Source organism: Vibrio sp. 10N.286.45.E10 (genome assembly GCF_002874195.2).
In the GTDB taxonomy this organism is placed as follows: domain Bacteria; phylum Pseudomonadota; class Gammaproteobacteria; order Enterobacterales; family Vibrionaceae; genus Vibrio; species Vibrio crassostreae.
In genome coordinates, this window is record NZ_MCWD02000004.1 from 79257 (window position 1) to 106188 (window position 26932).

Consider the following 26932-nt stretch of genomic DNA (forward strand, 5'->3'; position numbering starts at 1 on the left):
CCTTACCACACTACCGTATTTCACCTGCGACAACGCCTCCTTCTGCATTTTTTATTAACCCAACCAAGCTGTTCATTAAAGTTGTGCCGGCTAATTATACTTTGTATCAAGTCGTACGCGTAAACAATGGTTGGACCTATGCTAAAGTTATGGACATTGCAGGTACGGACTTTAATCCAAATGGTTTTGTCTTTATTGACCGTAAGTTTAATGAAATTACTTCCGATGTTTACCTTGTGATGGTGCCAGTAGGCACAGACATGTCAGGCGTCACAGTCGATACATCAGGCACTTACAACACGCTAGGCGCTGGCAGTACAAATAATGGCGGTTCCACAGGCAGCTCAAGTGATACCGTCTTAAATCTCGATGATCCTGCTTCGGGTACCTATGTTCGCGATGGCGTACTTGAGGTTGGTACTATTGCCTTGCCTGGTGATATTACTGTTCGTCCAAATGATGTCGCCGCAAACTGGCCAAGTAGTCAATCAGCGAGTAGCTGTAGCGGGCCGGATAATAGCGAATACGCGCACACCTTGTATCTTGCCGTGGGTGCCGACTTTAAATCGACCGATTACGGCTGTTATTCTGAAACATCTTGGTCCCACCATGATTTTGATGTGACGGTTTTCCTTGCCAACGTGGCGGGCGAAGGTGTTTACCCGATGTATGATATCTCAGGCCCTGCTAATGATGCGACATCAAGTTATGACAATAAGACCTATATCTATCTGCAATTAGCGAGCAATGAAGCACATACCTTGTATGAGGTCGACAGCAATTACGGTTTGACCAGCGTTATTGAGGTGGAAAACGTCAACACCAATGAATTGACTTTCTTCTTCCATCCTGTGAGTGACCACACGACGACTAAACGTTACATTGCACTACCAAGCCGTATTGATGCCACAACCTTTGTTGAATTACTCAGCAATGATGGCATGGAAAATGACAGTGTGGCATTGGATCATGTCGCCTCGCTTGTCAACATTATTGATGATATCAATACGCTTATTGCCAGTAATCAAACGGTGAGTGAGTCAGTTCTCGTTGATAGCGGAGAATTCACTGGCATCTTGACGGCGAATATGGCTTTGTATAATGCGGAATTTACCCGCCTAGGCACTTTGACCTCATCAGCACAACTACAAAATGTGATTAATACGGTCAATACCTCCGTGAGTGTGTTGATGGAGATTGTCGGATACGCGAATGCCAATGATGCCAACAACTTAAGCTTCGCGGATTTAAGCAGCGTGATGGGCTTAACCGCGCTTGTTGCGAATAATCATGCGTACTACAAAGCCTTGATTGCTGTAGACGTTGGCAATAACGTCGATACCGCAGCCAAGTTACAAACACTGATTGATAGCGCCAATGCCAGCCAAGCGCAGATTGATGTCATTAGTCAATACGCTGCGAACGATAATGCCAATGCCTTGACCATTGCTATGTTACAAAGCATTGCCGGCTTGTCGGTAGACAGCAATAACCTCAGTTACTACAAAGAGTTTGTCGCTGATAGTGCGGCGGCGGACATCATTGATTTAGCCAGTTTACAGCTCATCATTAATGATGCCGATGCCTTTGCGCTCGATCCACAATGGGCAGTGACAGGGCAAGCGGTGGCGAACAACATCAGTGGCGCAACAGTGCGTGTGTATGCGATTGAATCAGGCGCTAAAGGTGCCGATATTACTCATACAGAAGGCACTACCGATGCCAATGGTGCCTTTAGTATGGCGATTGTGCCTACTACGCTTCCGGTGATGATGGAAATCTCAGGCGGGTCTTATCAAGATGAAGCCACCGGCAATACCATAACGAACACCACATTAACCAGCGTATTACCAGAGATTGCTCGCCGTGAAGCCGTGACTGTGTCACCACTCACAGATATAGCAGCTAAAGTCGCGGCAACGGATCTGACTGTGGCAGGGATCAACAGCGCGAACGCCTTGATTGCCAGCACCTTCTTAGATTCCACCCATGCCGATGATGTGTTTGCGATTGCGCCTGCGGCGATGGATACGACAGGTACAGGACTTGCGCAGCAATATCGCACTGCCTTGATTGGCTTGTCGGTACTTGGCGGTGGTGAAGCTCTTGCCAATGTGACACAAGATATTGCGACAGATTTGTCTGACAACTCACTCAATGCCAATACAGCTAAAGCCTTGTACCTCAATACCCAAACTTGGCTTCGTCGTCATGGCATGACCGATCTAGCGCTTAATGTACCAACCTTTGCCCTCGATAGCGCCGCACAACAAGCAGTGGATACCGCCTTTGCCAATGATCTAACTTTGGCGTACTTCCCTGAAGTGCTTCAAACCAGTACAGGGTCGCTTGATCTTACTGCGTTACTCTCAGGTTATGTGCCAACAGGCAGCAGTGTCAGTGTCAGCGTCCTTGAGGGTGACAGCTTAACGGCACTCACAGGGACCTTCGATACCAGCTTGTACAGCAGTGGTACCCAGCTTCAAGTTAGCGTGGACGTAGACGGGGTTGCGCGTTTAGAAACCATTACCCTGCAACCTAGCGCGACACCTGTTTCTGTTACTTCAACCCTTGGCGACATCAATAATGGCTCTCACACTCTGACGGTGACCGCTTCTGATAGTCAAAGTGTCACCATCGAAAGCTTAACCCCTGATGTAGCGACCTTTGCCAACGAAAGCGTCAGTGTACTTAACGACGGCGTTGCCCGTTTTGCGATTACTGCTTCTGATAATGCATGGCAAGAGGTGGTGAGTATTGATGTGCTCAGTCTAAGAACCGCCCCAAGTATCACTTGGCAGCTTGATAGCAATGGCGATTTGCAAGTGGCGAGCATTAATGGCGATAACAACCATGTTAGCTTGAATTATCAAGGCGTGGATTCTAGCTTAACGATACTGACCAGTTTGCCAGTCGATCGCACTGCCAGCGATACCATTTCTTGGTCAGTGATCAAAGACGGAGTGCGCTTCTCTGATGTAGTGACTCTGCCTGTGGTGGATGTGGTGAATCCATTAGCCGTTGCGAATTTGGCGGCGCGCGTGGCAGACGCTAACATCGTAGATGCGGATTTGTTTGCGCACTTTATCGGTCTAACTGGCCTATCAAGTGATGCAACGGTCTTGAGCTTGTATCGTAGTGAACTGGCCAATCAAGCGGTAACGTCATTGACAGCGCTTGAAAATACCATTGACAGCGTGAACAGCACCGCCACTGCTTTTGTTGATTTACAAAACACGCCAAACGCGAATATCACGATTGAACAAATCCAAGCCTTGTTGCCAACGCAATATTTGGCAGCGAGTTTGATCGCTGAATACCAAGCGACATTGGCAGGTAATGTGTGGAATACCCCAGCTGAAGTGCAAGCTTTGATTGCAGTCGTGAATAATGACAATGTGATGGATTCGGATGGTGACAGTATTTTAGATAGCATCGAAATCGCTCAAGGCTCTGATCCACAGAATGCCAATCATCCTGTTTTTGATGGTGCGGGTGATTTAGATGGTGATGGCTCTATAAACGTGCTGGATACCGACATGGATGGCAACGGTCAACTTGATGTCAATCAGTTGATGGTACAAGTAGGTAGCAATGTCTTTAATGGTACCAATGACATTGTGCCATTGCGTTATGCTATCGACGGTACTACGGCGGATTGTAGCGAAACTTTCACACCGTCTGAGCGTTTAGGAGATCTTGCTTTATCGGTTTATGGTGGTACTAATTACACCTGTAGCGCTTGGAAGAGTAATCACGAAAGCAAAATCAATCGCCAATACTCGGTGACCCAATCGATTTCACCGTCTCTGAATCCGGCGTTATCTATTTACACCGTTGGTATGCATCAACTTGCCGGCAGTAGTTATTATCAAAAATACTTTACTGTCATGCCGATGATTTACTTAGCTGACGATAAACCTTATCACGTTTATTTAGTCAATCATGATGGTACGCAATGGTTGGCAAAGCATTACACCACGATTAATCCAGAATTTATTGCCAATGATCGCTGGGTACAATTGCCGATTTCCCTCGGTCAAAAAACTCAAGATACACAATTTGTGGTAGTACCTGATGACACGCCGCTTTTTGCCGCCGATTTGGTCAGTGTGCATGCTGATGCAACCAGCAGCAATGCTACTGAGATCCGATTTAATAGCTTCTTGGCATATCAAACTTGGCAGTACCGCTTAGATGGTGGAGATTGGGTAGATGGCACTGGTAGCAGGGTTGCGTTAACAGATTTATCTTCGGGTTTACATCAAATCGAAATCGCCTTATTTGATGCTGACGCTCAACAGATCGCAGTAACGGATCCGGTAGAGTTTGAGCAAGTCGACCTGCATATTCTTCAGCATGACAACATGGTGACGATTGAAGAACGTAATATCATCAATTATGGTCAGGGGGAGACCATTGTATTACTACCAAGCTCTGGTGTGCTAGGTAGCACGAATATATACACAACAACGAGTACTCAACTTGAATATCCACTGTCATCTACCTTGCTGTCCAAAATCTTTGACCTTGATGGTAACGAATATGACATCGTTATCACGGGTCGTCGTACCTACAAAGGATTGGCGGGTGCCTACACCCATGCGAACTCGTTTAACGATTTTATTTTAACCGCGGCGGATGTGAATACCTTCGAGTTGTCGGTTGATCCAAGTAGTTTGTATGCCTTACCAACAGGCAAAAACTACGATTCTGGTCTCTTATCGGTCAACCTTGTTTCTTCTTCCGGTTTGTTGGTTAACCAAAAAACATTGCGCATAGCCTTCAATTTGCCAACCTCTGATTTAGATGGTGATGGGATTGAAAATGGGATCGACCTTGATCTCGACGGAGATGGTGTCAATGACGACATTGATGCCAATGCGTACTCCGTTGATTCCGATACCGATGGTGATGGTATGGGCGATGGATTTGAAACCACTTATGGTTTTGATCCGTTAATCAATAATGATGATGAAATCGCCGATTTGGATGGTGATAGTTTTACTAACCTAGTGGAATATCAGGATGGTTCTGATCCAAGCGATGCGTCCAGTTATGATACTGACCACGATGGTATTGTAGACAGTGTGGATGCCGAACCAAGCGTTTGGAATAATCTGGCGACCGGTGAAAATCGATACTCAAATAGTATTAGCACCGCCCACACCATGAATCACTATTCAAGTCCTGCTTTGACAATTCAAACCGATGTGCACCAAATCAGTGGAAACCTTCACGATCCTAATGTGAACGCGTATCCAAACCCGGCGTATCATTTTATGACATACAACGCTTACACACCGGTGTTCAATGGTGTTTATGACGGTGTGGTTTGGCAGGAAGAAGATACGACGGTTATTTACTACACCGAGTTCAATTCTGATGGAACAATTCGCCGCACTTTATCGCTACCAAACCCTTCAAACTTAACCTTAAGCATGGTTGCTGACAACGGAACAGGCGAAGTGATTTATATCGTGGCTGATGCGAAGGGTAATCCAGATAAAGTGACGCCATTTCCTGTATTTATCACTCACTATGATCTTAATGTGGAGACAATGATACAAACCAAAGCCATGGATGGAGGACCCGATGGATTCAATGGTTGGGCGTTGACCGATAACCCTTATCATACATCTGACAACAATCGGATGATACCGAGTAAAATGCATTGGGCTGGAGACATACTTGCGCTGAATGCCACTGTGGCTTATCCAAAGGGCAATGATGGTATTAATCATCAAGGCGGCAGAGGGATGATCATTGATGTTAATACATTAGAAGTTACTAAAAATTATGGTCAATTAAGAGGTCATCAATTTGGTACGAGCGTCGCGTACGATCCTGATGGGTATTTTTTATTTTTAAATACAGGCGATAACGTACCGCGCGGTTTGGATATCGTGAAGTTCAATGAAAATGAAAAAATAAATATTCCGATGCATCGCATTAAAACCCTACATGCCAACATGCCTAATAACATGTGGGGTGAACCGGAGGAAGTGTATGAAGCGATTTCTTCGGAGCTTGAAACCTTCTACACCTGGTCAAATGATAACTATGTTTACATGCAACAAGGTGACATTGTGGTCATGGATGACAGGTATATTAGCTTTAGTGCTGGTGAGAGAGGGCTCAACAGTGCTGAAATTGGTGGCATGCAAAACAAAGCCTACAACTTGATGGCAACGTCTGTGTCTAAAGATACAAGTAATGGCTTGACGTATTTGTCCCATGGCGAGCATGAAAGCGAATTCTATTATGATGCGATCGGCAGAGAAACCCCTCAAGAGAATAAACATACTCTTTGGTTCACTGACTTTACTGACCCTGAGCATAATGTGTCGCGCGTGAAGCCTGTGCGTATTCATAACGACATGATTTTTGTATTAATGGAGATATGGGGCCGTTTAGACTACAAATACAACGCCTACATGATATTTGATAAAGAGTTGAATATCATCATGCCATTTACACGTATGGAAGGCGTTTTCCCTACTGGTAAAAGCCATGAAATGCGCGTTAAAAACAATATTATTTATGGTTACGTAGGGTTTGATAACGACGATGGCACTAGTCGACTACAGCGTTACAAAATAGAAGTTAACCCGACTGTGCGTAACGACACTGATGGAGATGGGTTCACCGATTATCATGAGATGTTAATCGACTCGGATGCCAATGATGTGACTAGTCCACTAGTGGATGGTTCAGCCGATTTTGATAACGATGGGGTGGTTGATCATAAAGATAACGATATCGACAACGATGGCATTTGGAATCTACACGACAGTGACGATTACGATGTTAATACTGATTGGGACGGAGATGGCTTAACTGACGGTTATGAAACTCTCAGCGGATTAGACCCTTATGATGCCGCTGATGGTTCGATTGATAGTGATGGTGACGGTATTCGCGATGCGGATGAAATGAATAATGGTTTAAATCCGAATGATGCTAGTGACGGCAAAGATGCTGACACAGACAACGATGGTTTTAGTAATGGTCAAGAAATCAGAGCGGGTTCGGATCCAAATGACGCAAATTCTTATGATGAGGATATGGATGGGGTCCTGGGTATTACAGATCTTGATGACACTGACCCTCATACTGATACTGATGGCGATGGCTTGGCTGACATTATTGAAACTCAATATGGGTTTGATCCGACAGATGCATCGGATGTCGATTTAACCCTCGACAGCGACAATGACGGTTTGCCTGATATTTGGGTGCAACTTCAAGCCAATCTGCCTGAGCAGGGCAACATGAGTGTGTCTCAATGGGAAATGGCACTTCGGTCATTGGCGATTGCGCCAGCAGTGGTCAATACCGAATTTATTAATCAGTCTCGCCAAGTCAACGTTGATTTAAGTGATTTAGATGGTGATGTATCCTATGAATTCATCGTGCATTTCTCGCAAGATGAATCGAACAAGCTCACTCTGCTTGGATTTAGAAACCTTGATGAAGGCATTAATACCAATTGGAGTATCCGTTTCGAACAACTCAATGCCACGTTAGGCGCAACCCAATTTGGGGCAGGCGATTATACCTTCGCTTCCGTTAATGGTCAGTCAGTGGCTAGCCCTTACGGTGATCCAGCTCATGTGGTGATTATTGGTCGAAATGGTAAAACCGAAGGCTGGGTAAATGGCATTCAAGTGGGTGAGATCAATGCAGGTGCCTTGTTAATCAATGACCCAAGCGCGCCACTGGGTATCAATGAAGGGACAGTATCTGGTTCTGATGGTATCTATGCCTTCGCAGCCTATAATCATGCGCTTAGCCAAGATGATATTGCCTTATTACACCGCAAAGCCATGAGTATTTATACGGATACCGATCTTGATGGCGTTTATGACATGTTCGATCCTGATGATGATAACGATGGTTTTGATGATGTTAACGATTCTTTCCCTCTCGATTCATCAGAATGGTCAGATGTGGATGGTGATGGCATTGGCGATAATGCCGATAACAACCTCAACGATGGACCACTTTCTGACACCGACGGTGATGGTATCTTAAATAATGTTGATCCTGATATGGATAACGATGGCATCAGCAATGACATCGAAATAGCAGCAGGTTTTGACCCTTATGATGCCAGCGATATCGATTTCTCAATTGATGTCAATAATGATGGATTTGCTGATATCTGGTTAACCTTGCAAGCGGCGTTACCGAGTGCTGGCGTCCCTGCTTGGTCAGCACATGTCTCAGCGGCCAATAATCCGCCTGAAGTGGTGGTCGATACTTTTGTTAACCAAAGCTCACAACACATGCTCAATTTAAGTGCCCTTGCTGGGGATGTGTCTTACGAATTTGTATTTAAGTTCACAACCGATCCGAATAATTCATTAGCGATATTGGGTAATAGTACCAGTGGTTGGAGCTTGCGTTTTGAGCAGTGGAAAAACACCAATAAACTCGGTTTAACCAAATATGGTGGTGGTGATTATACTTTTGACGCCGTACCTGGGCAGTCGGTTACGTCTCCTTACGGCGATCTGGTGCATGTTGTCTACATCGCACGTGGTGGCGTTACCGAAGTTTGGGTCAATGGCGTGCAAGTGGGGCAATTAACCCAAGCGTTATTAATTAGCCACACCAGTGTACCGCTTGGCATTATGGAGGGCGCGGTACAAGGTGATGAAGGCATATACGGCTTCGCCGCCTATAACCACGCGCTTTCTGCTATCGAATTGAACGCGGCCCATCAAAAAGCCATGGGCATTGAACAAGACACCGATGGCGATGGCATCATTGATCGCCTTGACCCAGATGACGATAACGATGGCTATCTTGATAATGGCGAGCCAGACACCACCGGCTATGGTACAGGTCAAGTGGTGGCAAATACACTCATTCAAATCAATTTACGTTTATCAAACAACCAAAACATCGATGAAGCCATCTTGATGAACAGTGAAGATATTTCTAATGTCATCGTTGCCAACATGGCGGCTTACAATGTTGAATTTTTAAGTGCGGGCAGCTTCACTTCGACAGCGGAAGTGCAAGATGTGATAGACAGCGTCAATGCCTCTGTTGCTGTCATGGCACAAATTGTGGGTTATGCCGACAGTAATGATGCCTCGGCATTAACGACTGAAGCTTTGTTTGACGTGATGGGGCTGATGAACGTGCAGGCGGATAATATTGAAAATTATCGCTTCTTTATTGCGCGTGAACTTGGTACGAACGTCGATACTATAAGTAAATTGCAATCGGTGATCACAACGGCAAACAACGTACAAAACCAAGTTGATGAGATCAGTCAATATGCCGCAAGCAATAACGCCAACGCCATGACGATAGCGATGCTGCAAGCGATTACTGGTTTGACGGTCAATACCAATAACTTGAGTCATTACAAAGTCTTTGTGGCAGAAAGCAATGCGGCTGATATCAGCGATATTGCGAGTTTACAAATCCTTATCAATGATGCTGATGCGTTTGCACTTGATCCACAATGGGTTGTAACAGGACAAGTCGTCGCCAACAATATCGCGGGGGCGACTGTGCGTATGTATGAAATCGAATCGGGCGCGAAAGCAACCGATATAACGCATACAGTCGGCACCACAGACGTGAGCGGTACCTACACCATTGCGATTTTGCCTACCCAGTTACCTGTTATGGTGGAAGTGACAGGCGGCAGTTATGTCGATGAGGCCACGGGAATCACCCTCAGTAATGGTTCCTTAACGGCTGTATTGCCTTCGATTGCACGTCGTGCTCAAGTAACTATCTCCCCGTTCACAGAAATGGCCGCGCAATTGGCCACCACAAACCTAACCGTAACAGGTATCAACGCCGCAAATGCGCTGGTTTCTGAACAGCTACTCAGTAGCACGGTCGCTGAGGATGTATATCGTGTTGCGCCAAGTCAAATGGACGGAAGTGGTACTGACATAGAGCAGGGTTATCGCGCTGCGTTGGTGGGGCTGTCTGTATTGGGCGGCGGTAAGCCACTAGCGAGTATGGTCACTGACTTTGTCACCGATTTGGCCGATAACAGCTTGGCGTCAGCCACCGCGAACGCCTTGTATCTTAATTCGCAAACCTGGTTGCGTCGTCATGGCTTAACGAGTATCGCGTTGAATGCACCTACCTTTGGATTGGATGCTGCCGCACAACAGGCAGTGAATGACATTCTAACAAATGACAGTAACTTGGCGTACTTCCCACGAGTGCTGCAAACCAATATGGGCACGATTGATCTCAATGTTTTGTTATCGGCTTACCTACCAAGCAGCGAGGCGGCGAACGTGAGTGTATTGAATGGGGATGTCCTAACGCCAGTTAGCGGTGGCATGTTAGATACTGCCGCTTACACCGCAGGAGCGCAGCTTCAAGTGAGTGTTGAGGTAGACGGTATTTCGCGTATTGCAAATATTGTGATTAAACCAGTGACTACCCCTATCACTGTCACAGCCAGCCTCGGTGATATAAATAATGGTAAGCACAGTCTGAGCGTTAATAGCTCAGATAATCAAACCTATCAGTTAACCTCTCTTACACCTACGGTCTTTAGTGTTACCAATGAGCTACTCACCGTCACTAATGATGGCGTGGCGCGCATTGCGATTACCGCGGCTGATAACACATGGGAGCATGTGGTCGAATTGGATGTGTTAGCACCAAGAACAGCGCCAAATATCTTATGGCAGCTTGACTCGAATGGCGATCTGCAAATAGCAAGCATCACGGGTGATAACACGAATGTTAACCTGCATTATCAAGGTATGGATAGCAGCTTAATTTTACTCTCCACCTTACCCGTAGACCGAAGCGTTAACGACACTATTACGTGGTCAGTTATCAAAAATGGTGTGCATTTCTCTGACGTGAACAGCCTAAACGTGAGTGATCTGGTCAACCAACTCGCCACTTCTGATTTAGCTTCGCGTATCGCCGATAGCAATATTGCGGATAGTGATGTATTTGCGCACTTTGTTAGCCTCAGTGGTTTTGATAGCACACCTGCTGTGGTCAGCTTATATCGCCGTGAATTGCTAAATGATGCGATTACCACGTTGGCAGCACTAGAGAGTGAGATTGCCGAGATCAATAGTTTTGCAACAGCGTATGTTGAACTTGAAAATGCTGATAGCACTATTATCACAATGGCGCAGTTAACCGCCTTGCTTCCAAACCAATATTTGGAAAATACGTTATTGGACGACTACCGTACAGCGTTAACTAACAATGTGTGGAATTCCCAAGCAGACGTGCAAGCCTTGTTGGTTCAAGTGAATAACCAGTATGGCGCTGATAGTGACGGCGATGGCATTTTGGATGGGATTGAAATTGGGCAATTTACTGATCCGAATGATGCGAACAGTCCTATCTACCTAGGTCAACTCGATGCAGATAATGACGGCGTAACCAACGCCATGGATCCCGATCTCGATGGTAACGGGACGTTAGACAGTGAACAAGTTATGGTCAACTTAAGTTCTGCTGTCTTAGCGGGTAATACCAACTTTGTATCGACTGAATACAGTCAATCTATGGCGGGTTGTCCTGATACCTATAATCCGACTGAAGCGCTGGGCAATATTTCTCTCGCCATTATTGATAATCAATTTGATAACGGATGTACAAACTTCACATCTTGGTACACCAACACTAATTTCCCTGTCACGGAGTTCATTAGTTATCAATTGAATAAAATGATTCCGATTTATCGGATCGAACCAAGTCAAAATTCAGCAACAATACAACAGTATCCAGCGATTTACCCGATGCTGTATTTGCCAGAAGAGACGGATTATGACATCTATCAATTGACACTAATTAATGGCACTTGGCAGCAAACGAAGATTATGTCTCTTAGTGTCGATGAACTCCCTGCCAATAATTGGTTGTTGATTGACCAAAATATCGCGCAGCAGACAGAAGCATTAACCTTAATGGCGCTGCCAGCTACTACTGATATGAATGAGCGTTTGATATTTGATCTTGAATTAGTGCAGTACAGCCACTCTGAAATGCGTTTAACTTTTGAAAGTCGAGTGATTGGTGATCTCAATTGGCGCTACCGTGTCAATGGTGGGGACTGGGTAATGGGTAGTGGTACTAGCACAGTATTTGATGTACCCGGACTCGGTAACTATGTTGTCGATATGAACCTCTTAGATGCTCAAGGGCTGCCAGTGGCCAGCGTTGGTACACTGACCGCGACGAGTGCGTTTTATTCAATAGAAACCTTAACTCACCAAGACTCACTCACGTTTGAACAAGCCAATTACTCTACGGGAACAAATTATCAAACTGTCGTCATGTTGGCCGGCGACAGATTGACAAGCCCTAACGACATTGTTGTGGATAACTGGGGCTCTGCTCACAATAAAACACAGACTGAATTTACAGTAGAGTTAAAAGATGACAATGGCACACCGTATTCTGTCACCATGATAGGTTACCGTGAGTACAATACGCATCCCACAGCGATTAACTCCGCGTCACACCCAGGCTTTACCATTGCGGAAGGCAGTGCAAGCAATTCTTTCCACTTTTCATTGGATTCAACCAGCTTCAGTGCCTTACCGACGGGCATGCATTACAACAGTGGCGTAATGACATTACGCTATGTTACGTCAGCAGGGCAAGAGCTGGGTATCTATCCATTACTTATTGATTTTACGCTGGATTACAATGACTTCGACGGTGATGGAAAAGAAGACGGTATAGACCCTGATCTGGATGGCGATGGTGTACGAGACACTGTGGATGTTAACAGTTATAGCGTGTTGTCAGACACTGATGGCGACGGTATGACCGATGGTTTTGAAACCACCTATGGTTTCGACCCTCTCATTGCAGACGCGGCCACTGACGACAATGATGGTGATGGATTTACCAATCTTGTTGAATCGCAAGATGGCTCGGATCCGACGGATCCATTCAGTTTTGATACTGACCATGATGGCATTGTGGATAGTCTCGATGCTGAACCGACAGTCTGGAACAAGGTTGAAACGGGCGAGCGCCTAGAAGTAACGTCCGTAACGGGTACTCATGAACGTTCGGTTTACTCTTCTCCAATGCTAGAAATTGTTACTGACGCGCACAGCCATAGCCAAGAAATGTATATTCCTTACGAGGGTTACCCGTACCCATTAAATCATCTATACGCAAACTATATGCCCATTATTGCCTATTCACCCATTAAAAACGGTTCGAAAGATGGGGTCGTCTGGCAAGATCGAACATCAATGGCGTTGTACTATAGTGAATTCAATAGTGATGGTACACACAACCGAACAATTACATTACCGAACGCGTTTAATGAAATCCTCTTGTCTGCAGCGGGAAATGGTAGTGGCGATATTGTGTATGGTATTGCGGCGATAGGTGGATCTGCGGACAAAGATGAGCCTTCTGCTGTGCGCTTAGTGCGTTATAACCTAGATACTGAATCTGTTACGATTAATCAAACTGTGGATACCAGTCGTGAAGAGCTTGATGTCTACGGAATTGCTTCCAAACTTTATCCAAGCAGAATTTCATGGTCGGGTGACATGATAGGGTTAAACATTGTTCGTTATTATACCCGTATGGCCGATGGTGCTAACCACCAAGGTGGTACGCTCAGTGTCTATGATGCGGATACGTTAGATGCTGTGAAGCATTGGGGACAGGTTGGGGGGCACCAATTTGACAATTCCACTATGATCGACAGCCAAGGGAATTTTGTCTCATTGACTATTGGTGATAATTATCCACGCGGTATTGATTTAACGCAGTGGAATCGCACCTCAAGATCAGGACAGGTGCTTATGCGTTTCAAAACCGAGCATGGAACAGACCCTCGAGGCGGAAATTATGGTGAATATACGGAAATTTCAACCGATACGACGACATACTATAAATGGTCAAATGATACTCAAATCTATTCAGAACTGGGCGGCGTGGTGGAAATGGATGATCGTTTCATCAGTTTCATGTCAAGCGAAAGGGGGCTTGATAACCTCCTCACAGCGAGAGGACATAACCTCGCACGTAATCTGGTAGCGGTCTCAACCGGTAAAAATACAAGTGAAAATAGATATTTAACCTTTGGTGAGTACGAAAGCGCAGAGTATTACACATTCTCTGGAGGCTATGCTAAGCAAGAACATCAAAATTTGGTCTGGCTGACTGATTTTAAGGGTATTCAACAAAATATTTCTCGTCTGAAAGCCTTAAAATTAGCGGATAACATTATTTTGCTGTTAATGGAGATACATACTTACGATGGCTACGATCACAGTGCTTACATGATGGTCAATAAAGATTTACAAGTGTTAGTGCCGATAACGCGTATGCATGAAGATATCATCTTTAATCGTTCGCATGACCTTCTGGTTGAAAATGGTGTAGCCTATGGTTACAGCAGTGCTAATGGCAAATTACAGCGCTTTACCATCAGACTCAATGGTGATCCGACGATTGACAGCGATAACGATGGCTACGGTGATTATTACGAGCAACTCTTAGGTAGCGACGCCAACGATCCGAATTCACCGCTTACGAATGGTGATATTGACACCGACAGTGACAGCATCCCAGATCATATGGACTATGACGATGATGCTGATAGCATTTGGGATAGAGATGACAGTGCGCCGACTGATCCAAATTCTGACTATGATGGTGATGGGTTAACGGATGGTTACGAAACCAGCATGGGGCTTAATCCATTCGATAGCTTTGATCGTAACACTGACTCGGACAACGACGGAATTTGGGATGTTAATGAGTTTTTATACGGCCTTGACCCTAATGATCCAAGTGATGGGGAAAATATCGATTCTGATTTAGATGGCTTTACCAATGGACAAGAGGTGAGTGTCGGCACTGATCCGTTGGATGCTAACGTTTATGACGCTGATGGTGACGGTGTGTTGGGACTTGTTGACTTAAATGATGGCAATCCACATTCAGATACCGATGGCGATGGTATCAGCGATATACTCGAGACCAGCCTTAACTTTAATCCAACAGACCCGTCTGATATTGATTTCTCAATTGATGCAAATAATGACGGAGAAGCGGATATTTGGGAGAGTTTACAGGCGGCATTGCCTGCGCAGGGTGAGATGAACATTAGCCAGTGGTCTAGCCATATAGAGCAAATGGCGGCCCCTGCTCAAACACTGGTCGCTGACTTTATTAATATTCCACGTCAGCATTCAGTCGATCTTAGTGGCCTTAGTGGTCAAGTTTCTTATGAGTTCATCGTTAAATTTGCACAAGACAATACTGGAATCCTTGAATTACTTGGCCACAGAAACAATACCGAAGGTATCAATACTGCTTGGGGCATTCGTTTTGAACAAAGCGATGGCAATATGGGTGTGACCCAATTTGGGGTTATGGATTATCAATTCACGCCTCTTTATGGCCAAACCATTGCCAGTCCGTATGGCGACCCTGTTCATCTTGTGGTGGTAGGTAGAAATGGTACGACCGAGGCCTGGGTTAACGGTGAGCTAGTTGGTAGGATATCGGCCAATAGTATATTAATTAATGATCCAAATACGCCATTAGGTATCAACAGTGGCACTATTAGTGGTGATGATGGTATCTATGGTTTCGCAGCTCATAATTACGCATTGAGTGCCCAAGAGATCGAGCTTGCTCATCGTAAAGCGCTGAGTATTTACTTCGATAGCGATGGCGATGGCATTTATGATGTGATTGACCCTGACGATGACAACGATGGCTATCTTGATAACGGCGACCAAGACACCTCAGGCTATGGTACAGGTCAAGCGGTTGCTGGTGTGCTTGTCGATATCAATGCGTTATTGGCGAATAACCAAACTATTGATGAAGCGCTATTAGTTGAGAGTGGCTACTTCAGTCACATTATCAGCGATAACATGGCCTTATATAATGATGAATTTACCCGCCTAGGCACTTTGACCTCATCAGCACAACTACAAAATGTGATTAATACGGTCAATACCTCCGTGAGTGTGTTGATGGAGATTGTCGGATACGCGAATGCCAATGATGCCAACAACTTAAGCTTCGCGGATTTAAGCAGCGTGATGGGCTTAACCGCGCTTGTTGCGAATAATCATGCGTACTACAAAGCCTTGATTGCTGCAGACGTTGGCAATAACGTCGATACCGCAGCCAAGTTACAAACACTGATTGATAGCGCCAATGCTAGCCAAGCGCAGATTGATGTCATTAGTCAATACGCTGCGAACGATAATGCCAATGCCTTGACCATTGCTATGTTACAAAGCATTGCCGGCTTGTCGGTAGACAGCAATAACCTCAGTTACTATAAAGAGTTTGTCGCTGATAGTGCGGCGGCGGACATCATTGATTTAGCCAGTTTACAGCTTATCATTAATGATGCCGATGCCTTTGCACTTGATCCACAATGGGCAGTGACAGGGCAAGCGGTGGCGAACAACATCAGCGGCGCAACAGTGCGTGTGTATGCGATTGAATCAGGCGCGAAAGGTGCCAATATTACTCATACAGAAGGCACTACCGATGCCAATGGTGCCTTTAGTATGGCGATTGTGCCTACTACGCTTCCGGTGATGATGGAAATCTCAGGCGGGTCTTATCAAGATGAAGCCACCGGCAATACCATAACGAACACCACATTAACCAGCGTATTACCAGAGATTGCTCGCCGCGATGCTGTGACAGTATCACCACTCACAGATATAGCAGCTAAAGTCGCGGCAACGGATCTGACTGTGGCAGGGATCAACAGCGCGAACGCCTTGATTGCCAGCACCTTCTTAGATTCCACTCATGCCGATGATGTGTTTGCGATTGCGCCTGCGGCGATGGATACGACAGGCACAGGACTTGCGCAGCAATATCGCACTGCCTTGATTGGCTTGTCGGTACTTGGCGGTGGTGAAGCTCTTGCCAATGTGACACAAGATATTGCGACAGATTTGTCTGACAACTCACTCAATGCCAATACAGCTAAAGCCTTGTACCTCAATACCCAAACTTGGCTTCGTCGTCATGGCATGACCGATCTGGCGCTTAATGTACCAACCTTTGGCCTCGATAGCGCCGCACAACAAGCAGTGGATACCGCCTTTGCCAATGATCTAACTTTGGCGTACTTCCCTGAAGTGCTTCAAACCAGTACAGGGTCGCTTGATCTTACTGCGTTACTCTCAGGTTATGTGCCAACAGGCAGCAGTGTCAGTGTCAGCGTCCTTGAGGGTGACAGCTTAACGGCACTCACAGGGACCTTCGATACCAGCTTGTACAGCAGTGGTGCCCAGATTCAAGTTAGCGTGGACGTAGACGGGGTTGCGCGTTTAGAAACCATTACCCTGCAACCTAGCGCGCCACCTGTTTCTGTTACTTCAACCCTTGGCGACATCAATAACGGTTCACATAGCTTTACAGTGACAGCTTCCGATAGCCAAAGTGTCACTATCGAAAGCTTAACCCCTGATGTGGCGACCTTTGCTAACGATAGCATCAGCGTACTCACCGATGGTGTTGCTCGTCTTGCGATTACATCGGAGGATAACGCTTGGCAAGAGATTGTGAGCCTTGAAGTGCTTTCTCCTCGCACTGCACCAAGCATTACATGGCAGCTAGATAACAATGGTGATCTGCAAGTGGCGAGCATCAATGGCGATAACAACCATGTCAGCTTGAGTTATCAAGGCAGTGATTCGAGCTTGACCATGATGATGCTTCTACCAGTAGACAGGAATGCGAGCGATAGCATTAGTTGGATGGTGGAAAAATACGGCGTACGTTACTCCATGGTACAAAATGTTGACGTGGCGGATGTGGTCAATCCACTTGCCATGAATAACCTAACGGCGCGTGTGTCAGATACCTCAATCACTGATGCAGATTTGTTGGCTGAGTTCATGGGCTTGGTGGATGTTGCAACCGATGCCACTACGCTTGGTTTATATCGCAATGAACTGAGCAGTAACTCAGTGAGTAGCATCACCGCATTGCAAACGCTTATCACCGAGCAAAATTTAACCGCCACAGCATTCATTGATTTGCAAAACACTGATGTCGCCAGTATCACGCTTGTGCAACTTCAAGCTTTGATGCCCGAGCAAGTTTTGCATGAGAGCATTGTTGATGATTATCGCACCGCACTGGCTGACAATACATGGATGTCTCCGTCTGATGTACAAAGTCTGATCGTTGATGTGAATGATGAGCTTACTCTGGCATTTGGACCCACGGGCGATTACGACCGCGATGGCATTATTAACAGTGAAGATCCCGATGCCGATAACGATGGTATCAACAATGAATACGAACTCGCGGCGGGCTTTGACCCTTATGACAGTGCTGACATTGATTTCTCAATTGACAATAACTATGACGGTAAAGCGGACATTTGGTTCACGATACAAGCTGCGATGCCAACTAGCGGAATGGATATTGATACGTGGAATGCGCATATTATCGCCCAAAATATACCGCCTGAAGTAGTGGTGAATACCTTTATCAATCAATCAGCACAAGAAACGGTTAACTTAAGCACGCTTGGTGGTGAAGTTTCTTATGAATTTATTGTCCACTTCGCCGTTGACCGTTCTAACTCATTAGCCATCTTTGGTAACAGTGCGAGCGGTTGGAGCTTGCGTTTAGAGCAGTGGAGTGATACGAATAAATTAGGCGTAACCCGCTATGGCGCAGGGGATTACACCTTTGATGCCTTGTCAGGTCAATCTGTTAGCAGTCCTTACGGCGACCCTGCACATGTTATTTATATTACCCGCAGTGGTATCACGGAAATTTGGGTCAATGGCATACAAGTGGGTGAGCTCACCAATCAAGCCTTACTGATTAATCACAGCAGTGTGCCGATTGGCATCATGGAAGGGACGGTCGAAGGTGATGAAGGCATTTATGGTTTTGCTGCCTACAATCATGCGCTTAGTCAAGATGAAATAACATCAGCGCATCAAAATGCACTCGATGTTTATGTCGATAGCGATAGCGATGGCATTTATGACCGCTTAGATCCTGACGATGACAACGATGGTTATCTCGACAATGGCGACCCAGATACAACGGGTTACGGTACAGGGCAAGTGCTTGCTGGTGTGCTCGGTGACATCAATGATTTGTTGGCGAATAACCAAAATATTGACGAAAGCCTCTTGATTGATAGTAGTCGTTTCACCAACATCACGAGCGCTAACATGACGCAATACAACATTGAGCTTGCCCTTGTTGGTAACTTTGGCTCTATTGCCGAGGTTCAAGGCTTGATTGATGATGTGAATGCATCGATTACTGCGCTGGCGGCAATTGTCGACTTTGCGAATGGTAATGATGCCAGCACCTTGACGGTGACTCAGCTCAATAGCGTGATGAACCTCAGCGGGATCGATGCCAATAACTTGCTTTATTATCAAACTTTGATATCGAATGAGTTTGGCAGCAATGTCGATACCTCTACCAAATTGCAAACACTGATCACCAGTGCTAACAGCAGTCAATCGCAAATCGATAGCATCAGCCAATATGCCGAAAACAATAATGCTAATGCCCTGACCATCGCCATGCTGCAAGGTATTGCAGGCTTAACGCTTGATACCAATAACCTGGCTTACTACCAAGATTTCATCGAAGAGAGCGAGGCTCAAGATGTCAGTGATCTGGTGAAATTACAAATCTTGGTTAATGACGCTGATGCCTTTGCGCAAGATCCACAATGGGCGATCACAGGGCAAGCGGTGGCAAACAACATTAGCGGTGCAATGGTGCGTGTCTATGCAATTGAAACAGGTGCTAAAGGCACTGATCTCACCAAAACGGCAGGCACTACCGATGCCAGCGGAGCGTTCAGCATGACCATTGTACCTACTGCGCTTCCGGTAATAATGGAAATCAGCGGCGGTGTCTATATTGATGAAGCAACGGGGATTTCAATCAATAACGGCACGCTAACCACGCTATTACCAGAGATTGCGCGCCGAGATAACGTGACCGTGTCACCACTGACGGATATTGCAGCCAAAGTAGCGGCAACGGATTTGAGCGTGACAGGAATTAACGGCGCTAATGCCTTGATTGCCAGCACCTTCTTAGATTCCGCTAATGCCGATGATGTGTTTGCGATTGCGCCAGCGGCGATGAATGCGACTGGCACTGGAATTGCGCAGCAATATCGCACCGCCTTGATTGGTTTGTCGGTACTTGGCGGTGGTGAAAAACTTGCCAATGTGACGCAAGATTTAGCGACAGATTTGGCCGATAACATCTTGGATGTGAATACCGCTAAAGCCTTGTATCTGAACACCCAAACATGGTTGCGTCGTCATAGCATGACAGATCTTGCGCTCAATGTGCCGACTTATGGTTTAGACAGCGCGGCGCAACAAGCTGTCGATACTGCCTTTACTAATGATCCAACCTTGGCGTACTTCCCTGAAATTTTACAAACCAATACCGGCTCGCTTGATCTCGTTGACTTGCTGTCTACCTATGTGCCGTCAGGCAGCAATCTCAGTGTGAGTGTGTTGGACGGGGATAGTCTCACTGACGTAACCAGTGGAACACTTGATACTAGCCTTTACAGCAGTGGCGCACAGCTTCATGTCAGTGTGGATGTAGAAGGAGTTACGCGATTCGAAACCATTACTATGCAACCCACAGCATCGCCTGTGTCAATAACGTCTGTTCTTGGTGATCTAACAAACGGTGCGCACACTATCACGGTGACTCCGTCGGATAACCAACTAGTGACCATTGAAAATCTAACGCCTGATGTGACAAGTCTTGTGAATACTAGCATGACAATCACACAAGATGGCATCGCTCGCTTTGTGGTTACCGCTGCTGATAACGAATGGCAAGAAGTGGTGAGTGTCGATGTGTTAGTACCACGCACTGCGCCAAGCGTGGATTGGGCACTCGATGCCGATGGCGATTTGCAGGTAGAAAACATCACAGGTGATAGCAGCTTTGTGACACTCACTTATCAAGGGACAGATGCGAGCTTGTCATTGATGACTAACTTGGCGGTAGACAGAAACGCCAACGATAGTCTTGATTGGGCGGTAGTAAAAAATGGCGTGCGTTTCTCACCAGTGATTTCGCAAACCGTGATAAGTATTGTGAATCCATTGGCATTGGATAACCTATCAACCCGTGTGGCGGATAATACGATTTCAGATGCCGATGTATTCGCAGAGTTTATCGGACTTACTTTACTGTCAAATGATGCGAGCACACTCAGCTTATATCGTAGCGAGCTAACCAATAATCCTGTAACCAGCCTTGCCGCACTGGAAAGCACTATTTCGGATACGAATGGTATAGCCAGCGCCTTTATTGATTTGCAAAACACGCCGTCTTCCAGTGTTACCATCACACAAATCCAAACTTTATTGCCTAGTCAACATTTGATCTCTAGCCTCTTAACGGATTACCAAAATGCACTGGCAAATAACCTATGGAATACGCCAGATGAGGTGCAAACCTTATTAACCAATGTGAATTTCGCCAATGCGGTCGATACCGACGGAGATGGCATTGAGGACAGTGTCGAGATTGCACAATTTACCGATCCGAATGATGCCAATCATCCTATCTATCTTGGTGGACAAGACACGGATAACGATAATACGACCAATGCGCTGGACACTGACTTGGATGGTGATGGAACTTTGGATAGTGCGCAAACTAGCATCACGCTCACGTCGGGTGTGTTGTCTGGTAATGTCGATAAGCTGTCACGGGAGTACAGTCAAGCTTCGGATGATTGCCCTGCAACTTATAGCCCCACTGAGGTTGTCGGAAATGTTGCGCTTGCCTTCGTTGATGATATGAATGGTTATGGATGCACCAGTTTTGGACCTGCTTATACCAGCACGAACTTTGCTGTGTCAGAAATGATCAGCCATCAATTCAATACGGCGATCCCTATTTATCAAATTAACCCAGGGCAACCAGCGTCTTCTTTTAATGTACCACGCATCTTCCCTATGTTGCGCTTACCTAAAGACATGGCGTATGACATTTATGAATTAACCCTGACGGGCGACACATGGCAAGCCGATAAGATCATGTCATTGCAAGTGGATGCGTTGCCTGCGAATGATTGGCTGCAAATCAACGAAGACATGAGCGGGCGTAACACGCCATTGACCCTGATGGCAGTGCCTGCGGATCTGGATATTTTAGGTCAAATTATCAGTGGCTTTAGTCTCACACAAATAAATAATGATGAGACGCGTTTATCTTTCTTTACCCGGATTAACTATCACAGTTGGCGTTATCGTATTGATGGTGGCGCATGGGCAACCCAAGTTAATCCAAGTGTTATTCTCACAGGCTTAAGCGTGGGTGAGCATACCGCTGAAATGGAATTTCTTTATGCTGATGGTACGCCTGTTTCAGTGATCCCCATTGAGACAACCACAGGGCAGGTTTACACGGTTGAGAACTTAACACCAGATACCCAATTGAGCTTTGAGCGTATCAACCACAACGCCAATAACAGTTATGAAACCGTTGCGATGTTAGCGGACACAGGGCTTACAGGACCGACTGAACTTGTCTTACCGAACTGGTGGGCGGATGTCGAAATAGAAACCCGCTTTGAAGTCGATTTGATGGCAGAAAACGGCGATATCTATCCTGTCGATTTAATTGGTCATCGCGTTTACAACGACATTCAAACCGCCATGCATCACACCAATACCCCTGGAGAAGCCAGCCCAGAGTTTGATACTGTGAGTTACTTCCATTTAGCGATGGACAGCACCAGTTTTGCTGATTTACCCACTGGTGTGCGTTATAACTCCGGTGTGGTGAAATTGCGTTATGTTGCGACAGGCGGTGAAGAAGTGGCGATGTATCCGTTCACCATCGATTTTGATTTAGCATACAGCGATTTCGATGGTGATGGCATCGAGGACGGTATCGACACCGATATGGATAACGATGGCGTGCCAGATGCCCAAGATATTAATGGTTACGCTGTAACTTCTGATTCTGACGGTGACGGCATGGGCGATGGTTTTGAAACCATGCATGGGCTCAACCCATTGGTTACGGGTGATGAAACAGGGGATTTAGATGGTGATGGCTTTACCAACCTTGTTGAATACCAAGACGGCTCTGACCCGAGTGATGCCAGCAGTTTTGATACCGACCATGATGGCATTCCTGATCCAGATGATGCTGAACCAATGGTTTGGAATAACCTAGCAACGGGCGAACGTTTAGGTACCACGACTATCTCAGCAACGCATGAACGTACAGAATACACCTCGCCAGTGGTGCGCATCATGACAGAAGCGCATACACGAAGTGAAGATATGTATGTGCCATACGAACACTACAACTTCCACTTGAATCACCATTCGTCGAACTACATGCCAAAAGTTGCGTACTCAGCCGTGAGCAATGGCACCAAAGACGGCGTAGTGTGGCAAGATCAAACGACGATGGCGCTGTATTACAGCGAATTTAACGCCGATAGTTCACACAGCCGCACCATCAGTTTGCCAAATAGCGCTAGTGAGACCTTATTATCAGCGGCAAGCAATGGCAATGGTGATATTGTGTATGGCTTAGCCGCCACAGGCGGCGCGCCCGACAGAGTCACCCCAACGACAGCCCGTTTGGTTCGATATAATTTAACGAGTCAAACAACCGTCGTTGAAAAAATGCTCAACACCAGCGCTACTGGTCCCGATGCGTTGGATATTTGGAAAGCGGGTATCTACCCAACCAAAATAGCCTGGTCTGGTGATAGTATCGGTATGAATCTTCTGCGTACCTATATCCGTAGTAGCGATGGCATAAACCACCAAGGTGGTTGGGGTGTGACTTTCGATGCGAACAACCTCGACGTTACCAAAATCTGGGGCCAGATCGCTGGTCACCAATTAGGTGGAATGTTAACGGTGGATAGCCAAGGCAACTTTATTTCAACCGTGCTGGGTGATGCCGTCCCTCGCGGCATTGATATCATCCAATGGAACGACACTGAGAAACATTCGCAAAAAATACTCCGTGTAAAAGCGAAACATGGCACAACCGCGGAGAATCGTTTGGGCAATATAGTTGAGGAATATACCGAAATCTCCACGCCAACAACGACGTATTACAAATGGTCGAATGATACCTATACCTACTCTGAGCCAGGTGGTGTGGTTGAAATGGACGACCGTTTCATTAGTTTCATGGCCAGTGAGCGTGGCCTTAATAATCATGAAACTGGTCGAGCGCACAACAAGTCACGTAATATCGCCGTGGTGTCAACGGGTAAGAATATCAGTGAAAATAAATACTTAAGCTTTGGTGAGTATGAGGAGATGAGCTTCTATGGTTATTACAGTCACTATGTCCAAGTAACCAACCGCAATGTGTTATGGATAACAGATTTTACCGATATTCAAGAGAATGTGAGTCGTGTGAAGCCATTGAAACTTGCCGATGATGTCATCTTGCTCCTGATGGAAATTCATAACTATGAAGGCTATGACTACAGCGCTTACATGATGGTAAATAAAGAGTTGCAAGTGCTTGTACCACTCACCCGTATGCGCCAAGACATCATTTTTGGTCGCTCAGATGAACTGCGTGTTGAGAATGGTACCGCTTATGGTTACAGCAGTGCGGATGGGAAATTACAGCGCTTTACTATCAGCCTCAATGGCGACCCGACTATCGACACGGATAATGATGGTTATGGTGATTATTATGAACAGCTAATAGGCAGTAATGCTAATGATCCGCATTCTCCACTGCTGGGTGGTGATATTGACACCGATTTTGATGGCATTCCTGATCACATGGACTATGACGATGATGCCGATGGTGTCTCGGATATGGATGACAGCGCGCCTCTCGATCGTAACTCAGATTATGACGGTGATGGCTTGAGTGATGGCTATGAAACCGATACCGGCTTAAATCCACTTGATGCCTCTGACGGTAACATTGACAGTGATGGTGACGGCATTCGTGATGCGGATGAAATGTCATTTGGATTAAATCCCAATGATGCCAGTGATGGTGCGTCGAGTGACACCGATAACGATGGCGTGACCAATGGAGAAGAAATTTTAGCGGGCACGAACCCGTTGGATGCCAATGAATATGATGCAGACATGGATGGCGTCTTGGGTATTTATGATGTGGACGATAACGATCCGCACAGTGATACCGACAATGATGGTCTGGCTGACGTACAAGAAACGCAGAATGGTTATGATCCGCTTGATCCATCAGATGTGGATTACAGCATCGATGACAATAATGACGGCATTCCTGACATTTTTGCACTACTGCAAACTAACTTACCCGCCGAAGGAACCATTAGTGTTGACAATTGGCAATTAGGGTTAAGTCAATTAACGTATATGCCAGAATTCACCCACACAGAATTCGTCAATACGCCGCGCCAAATACATTTTGATTTAAGTAGCTTAACAGGTGATGTGTCGTATGAATTCATTGTCCATTTTGCTCAAGATATCTCAGGGCGTCTTGAACTCTTGGGTTTAAGAAATAACGCCGAAGGTATTAATACCAATTGGGCGATCCGTTTTGAGCAAGGAAGTGGCAATATGGGGGCAACCAAATTTGGTACCGCAGACTACACTTTTGATCCCGTCAACGGTGAATCGATTGCCAGCCCATATGGCGACCCTGTGCACCTTGTGGTGATTGGTCGAAATGGTAAAACAGAGGCATGGGTTAATGGTGTGCAGGTAGGCGAGATCAGCGCTAACGCGATTTTAATCAATGATGCGAATACACCTTTTGGTATTAACGATGGCAATGTACAGGGTGATGACGGAATTTACGCGTTTGCCGCCTACAATCGCGCATTACCGGTCGAAGAAATCCAGTTCCTTCACCGTAAAGCGCTAAGCATCTATTTTGATTCAGACAATGATGGTCTCTATGATGTGGTGGACCCCGATGACGATAATGACGGTGTGAACGATATCAATGACCGCTTCCCATTCGATGCATCAGAATGGGCGGATATTGATGGTGATGGCTCCGGTGATAATGCCGATACCAACCTCAATGATGGTCCGCTTGCTGATGTAGACAGTGACGGTATTTTAAATGGTGTTGACCCCGATGCGGATAACGATGGCGTCAGCAATGACATCGAAATAGCCGCAGGGTTTGATCCTTACGATGCCAGCGATATCGACTTCTCGATTGATACCAATAATGATGGGTTTGCCGATATTTGGTTAACCTTGCAAACGGCGCTATCAAGCGCCGGTGGTATGGATGTACCAGGTTGGAGTGCGCATGTGGCGGCGGGCAATAATCCGCCTGAAGTGGTGGTCGATACCTTCGTGAATCAAAATGCTCAGCACTATCTCAATTTAAGCGCATTGGCAGGGGATGTGTCTTACGAATTTGTCGTGAACTTCGTCACTGACCCGAATAATTCATTAGCGATTATGGGTAATAGCGCCAGTGGTTGGAGTTTGCGTTTCGAGCAATGGAGAAACTTGAACAAACTCGGGGCAACCCAATACGGTGCAGGGGATTACACCATCACGGCGCTTGCGGGTCAGTCAGTGGCTTCACCTTATGGCGGCCCAGCCCATCTTGTTTACGTCACACGCAGCGGTAGCAGTGAAGTCTGGGTTAATGGTGTACAGGTTGGTGAGTTAAATCATGCCATTTTACTCAATCACACCAGTGTGCCACTTGGCATTTTGGAAGGTTCGGTACAAGGCGATGAAGGCATCTATGGTTTTGCAGCCTATAACCATGCGTTATCCGCAGTCGAATTGAACGCCGCTTATGAAAAATCCATGGGTATTGACCAAGACACCGATGGCGATGGCATCTTTGACCGTCTCGACCCTGATGATGATAACGATGGCTACTTGGATAATGGCGAGCCAGACACTACAGGTTACGGCACAGGGCAAGTCGTATACTGATCTAT

The 26932-nt window shown here is 46.1% G+C and carries 1 protein-coding gene (running past one end of the window); it reads left to right on the forward strand.

Annotation, left to right across the window (positions count from 1 at the left end):
• Nucleotides 1-26927 carry the 3' portion of an ImpA family metalloprotease gene (locus BCU34_RS23820; protein ID WP_413286285.1) on the forward strand. Its footprint begins 39250 nt before the window's first position, so the window shows 26927 of its 66177 coding nt (coding positions 39251-66177); its start codon lies beyond the left edge, outside the window; its stop codon occupies nucleotides 26925-26927.
• Nucleotides 26928-26932: the final 5 nt, after the last annotated feature.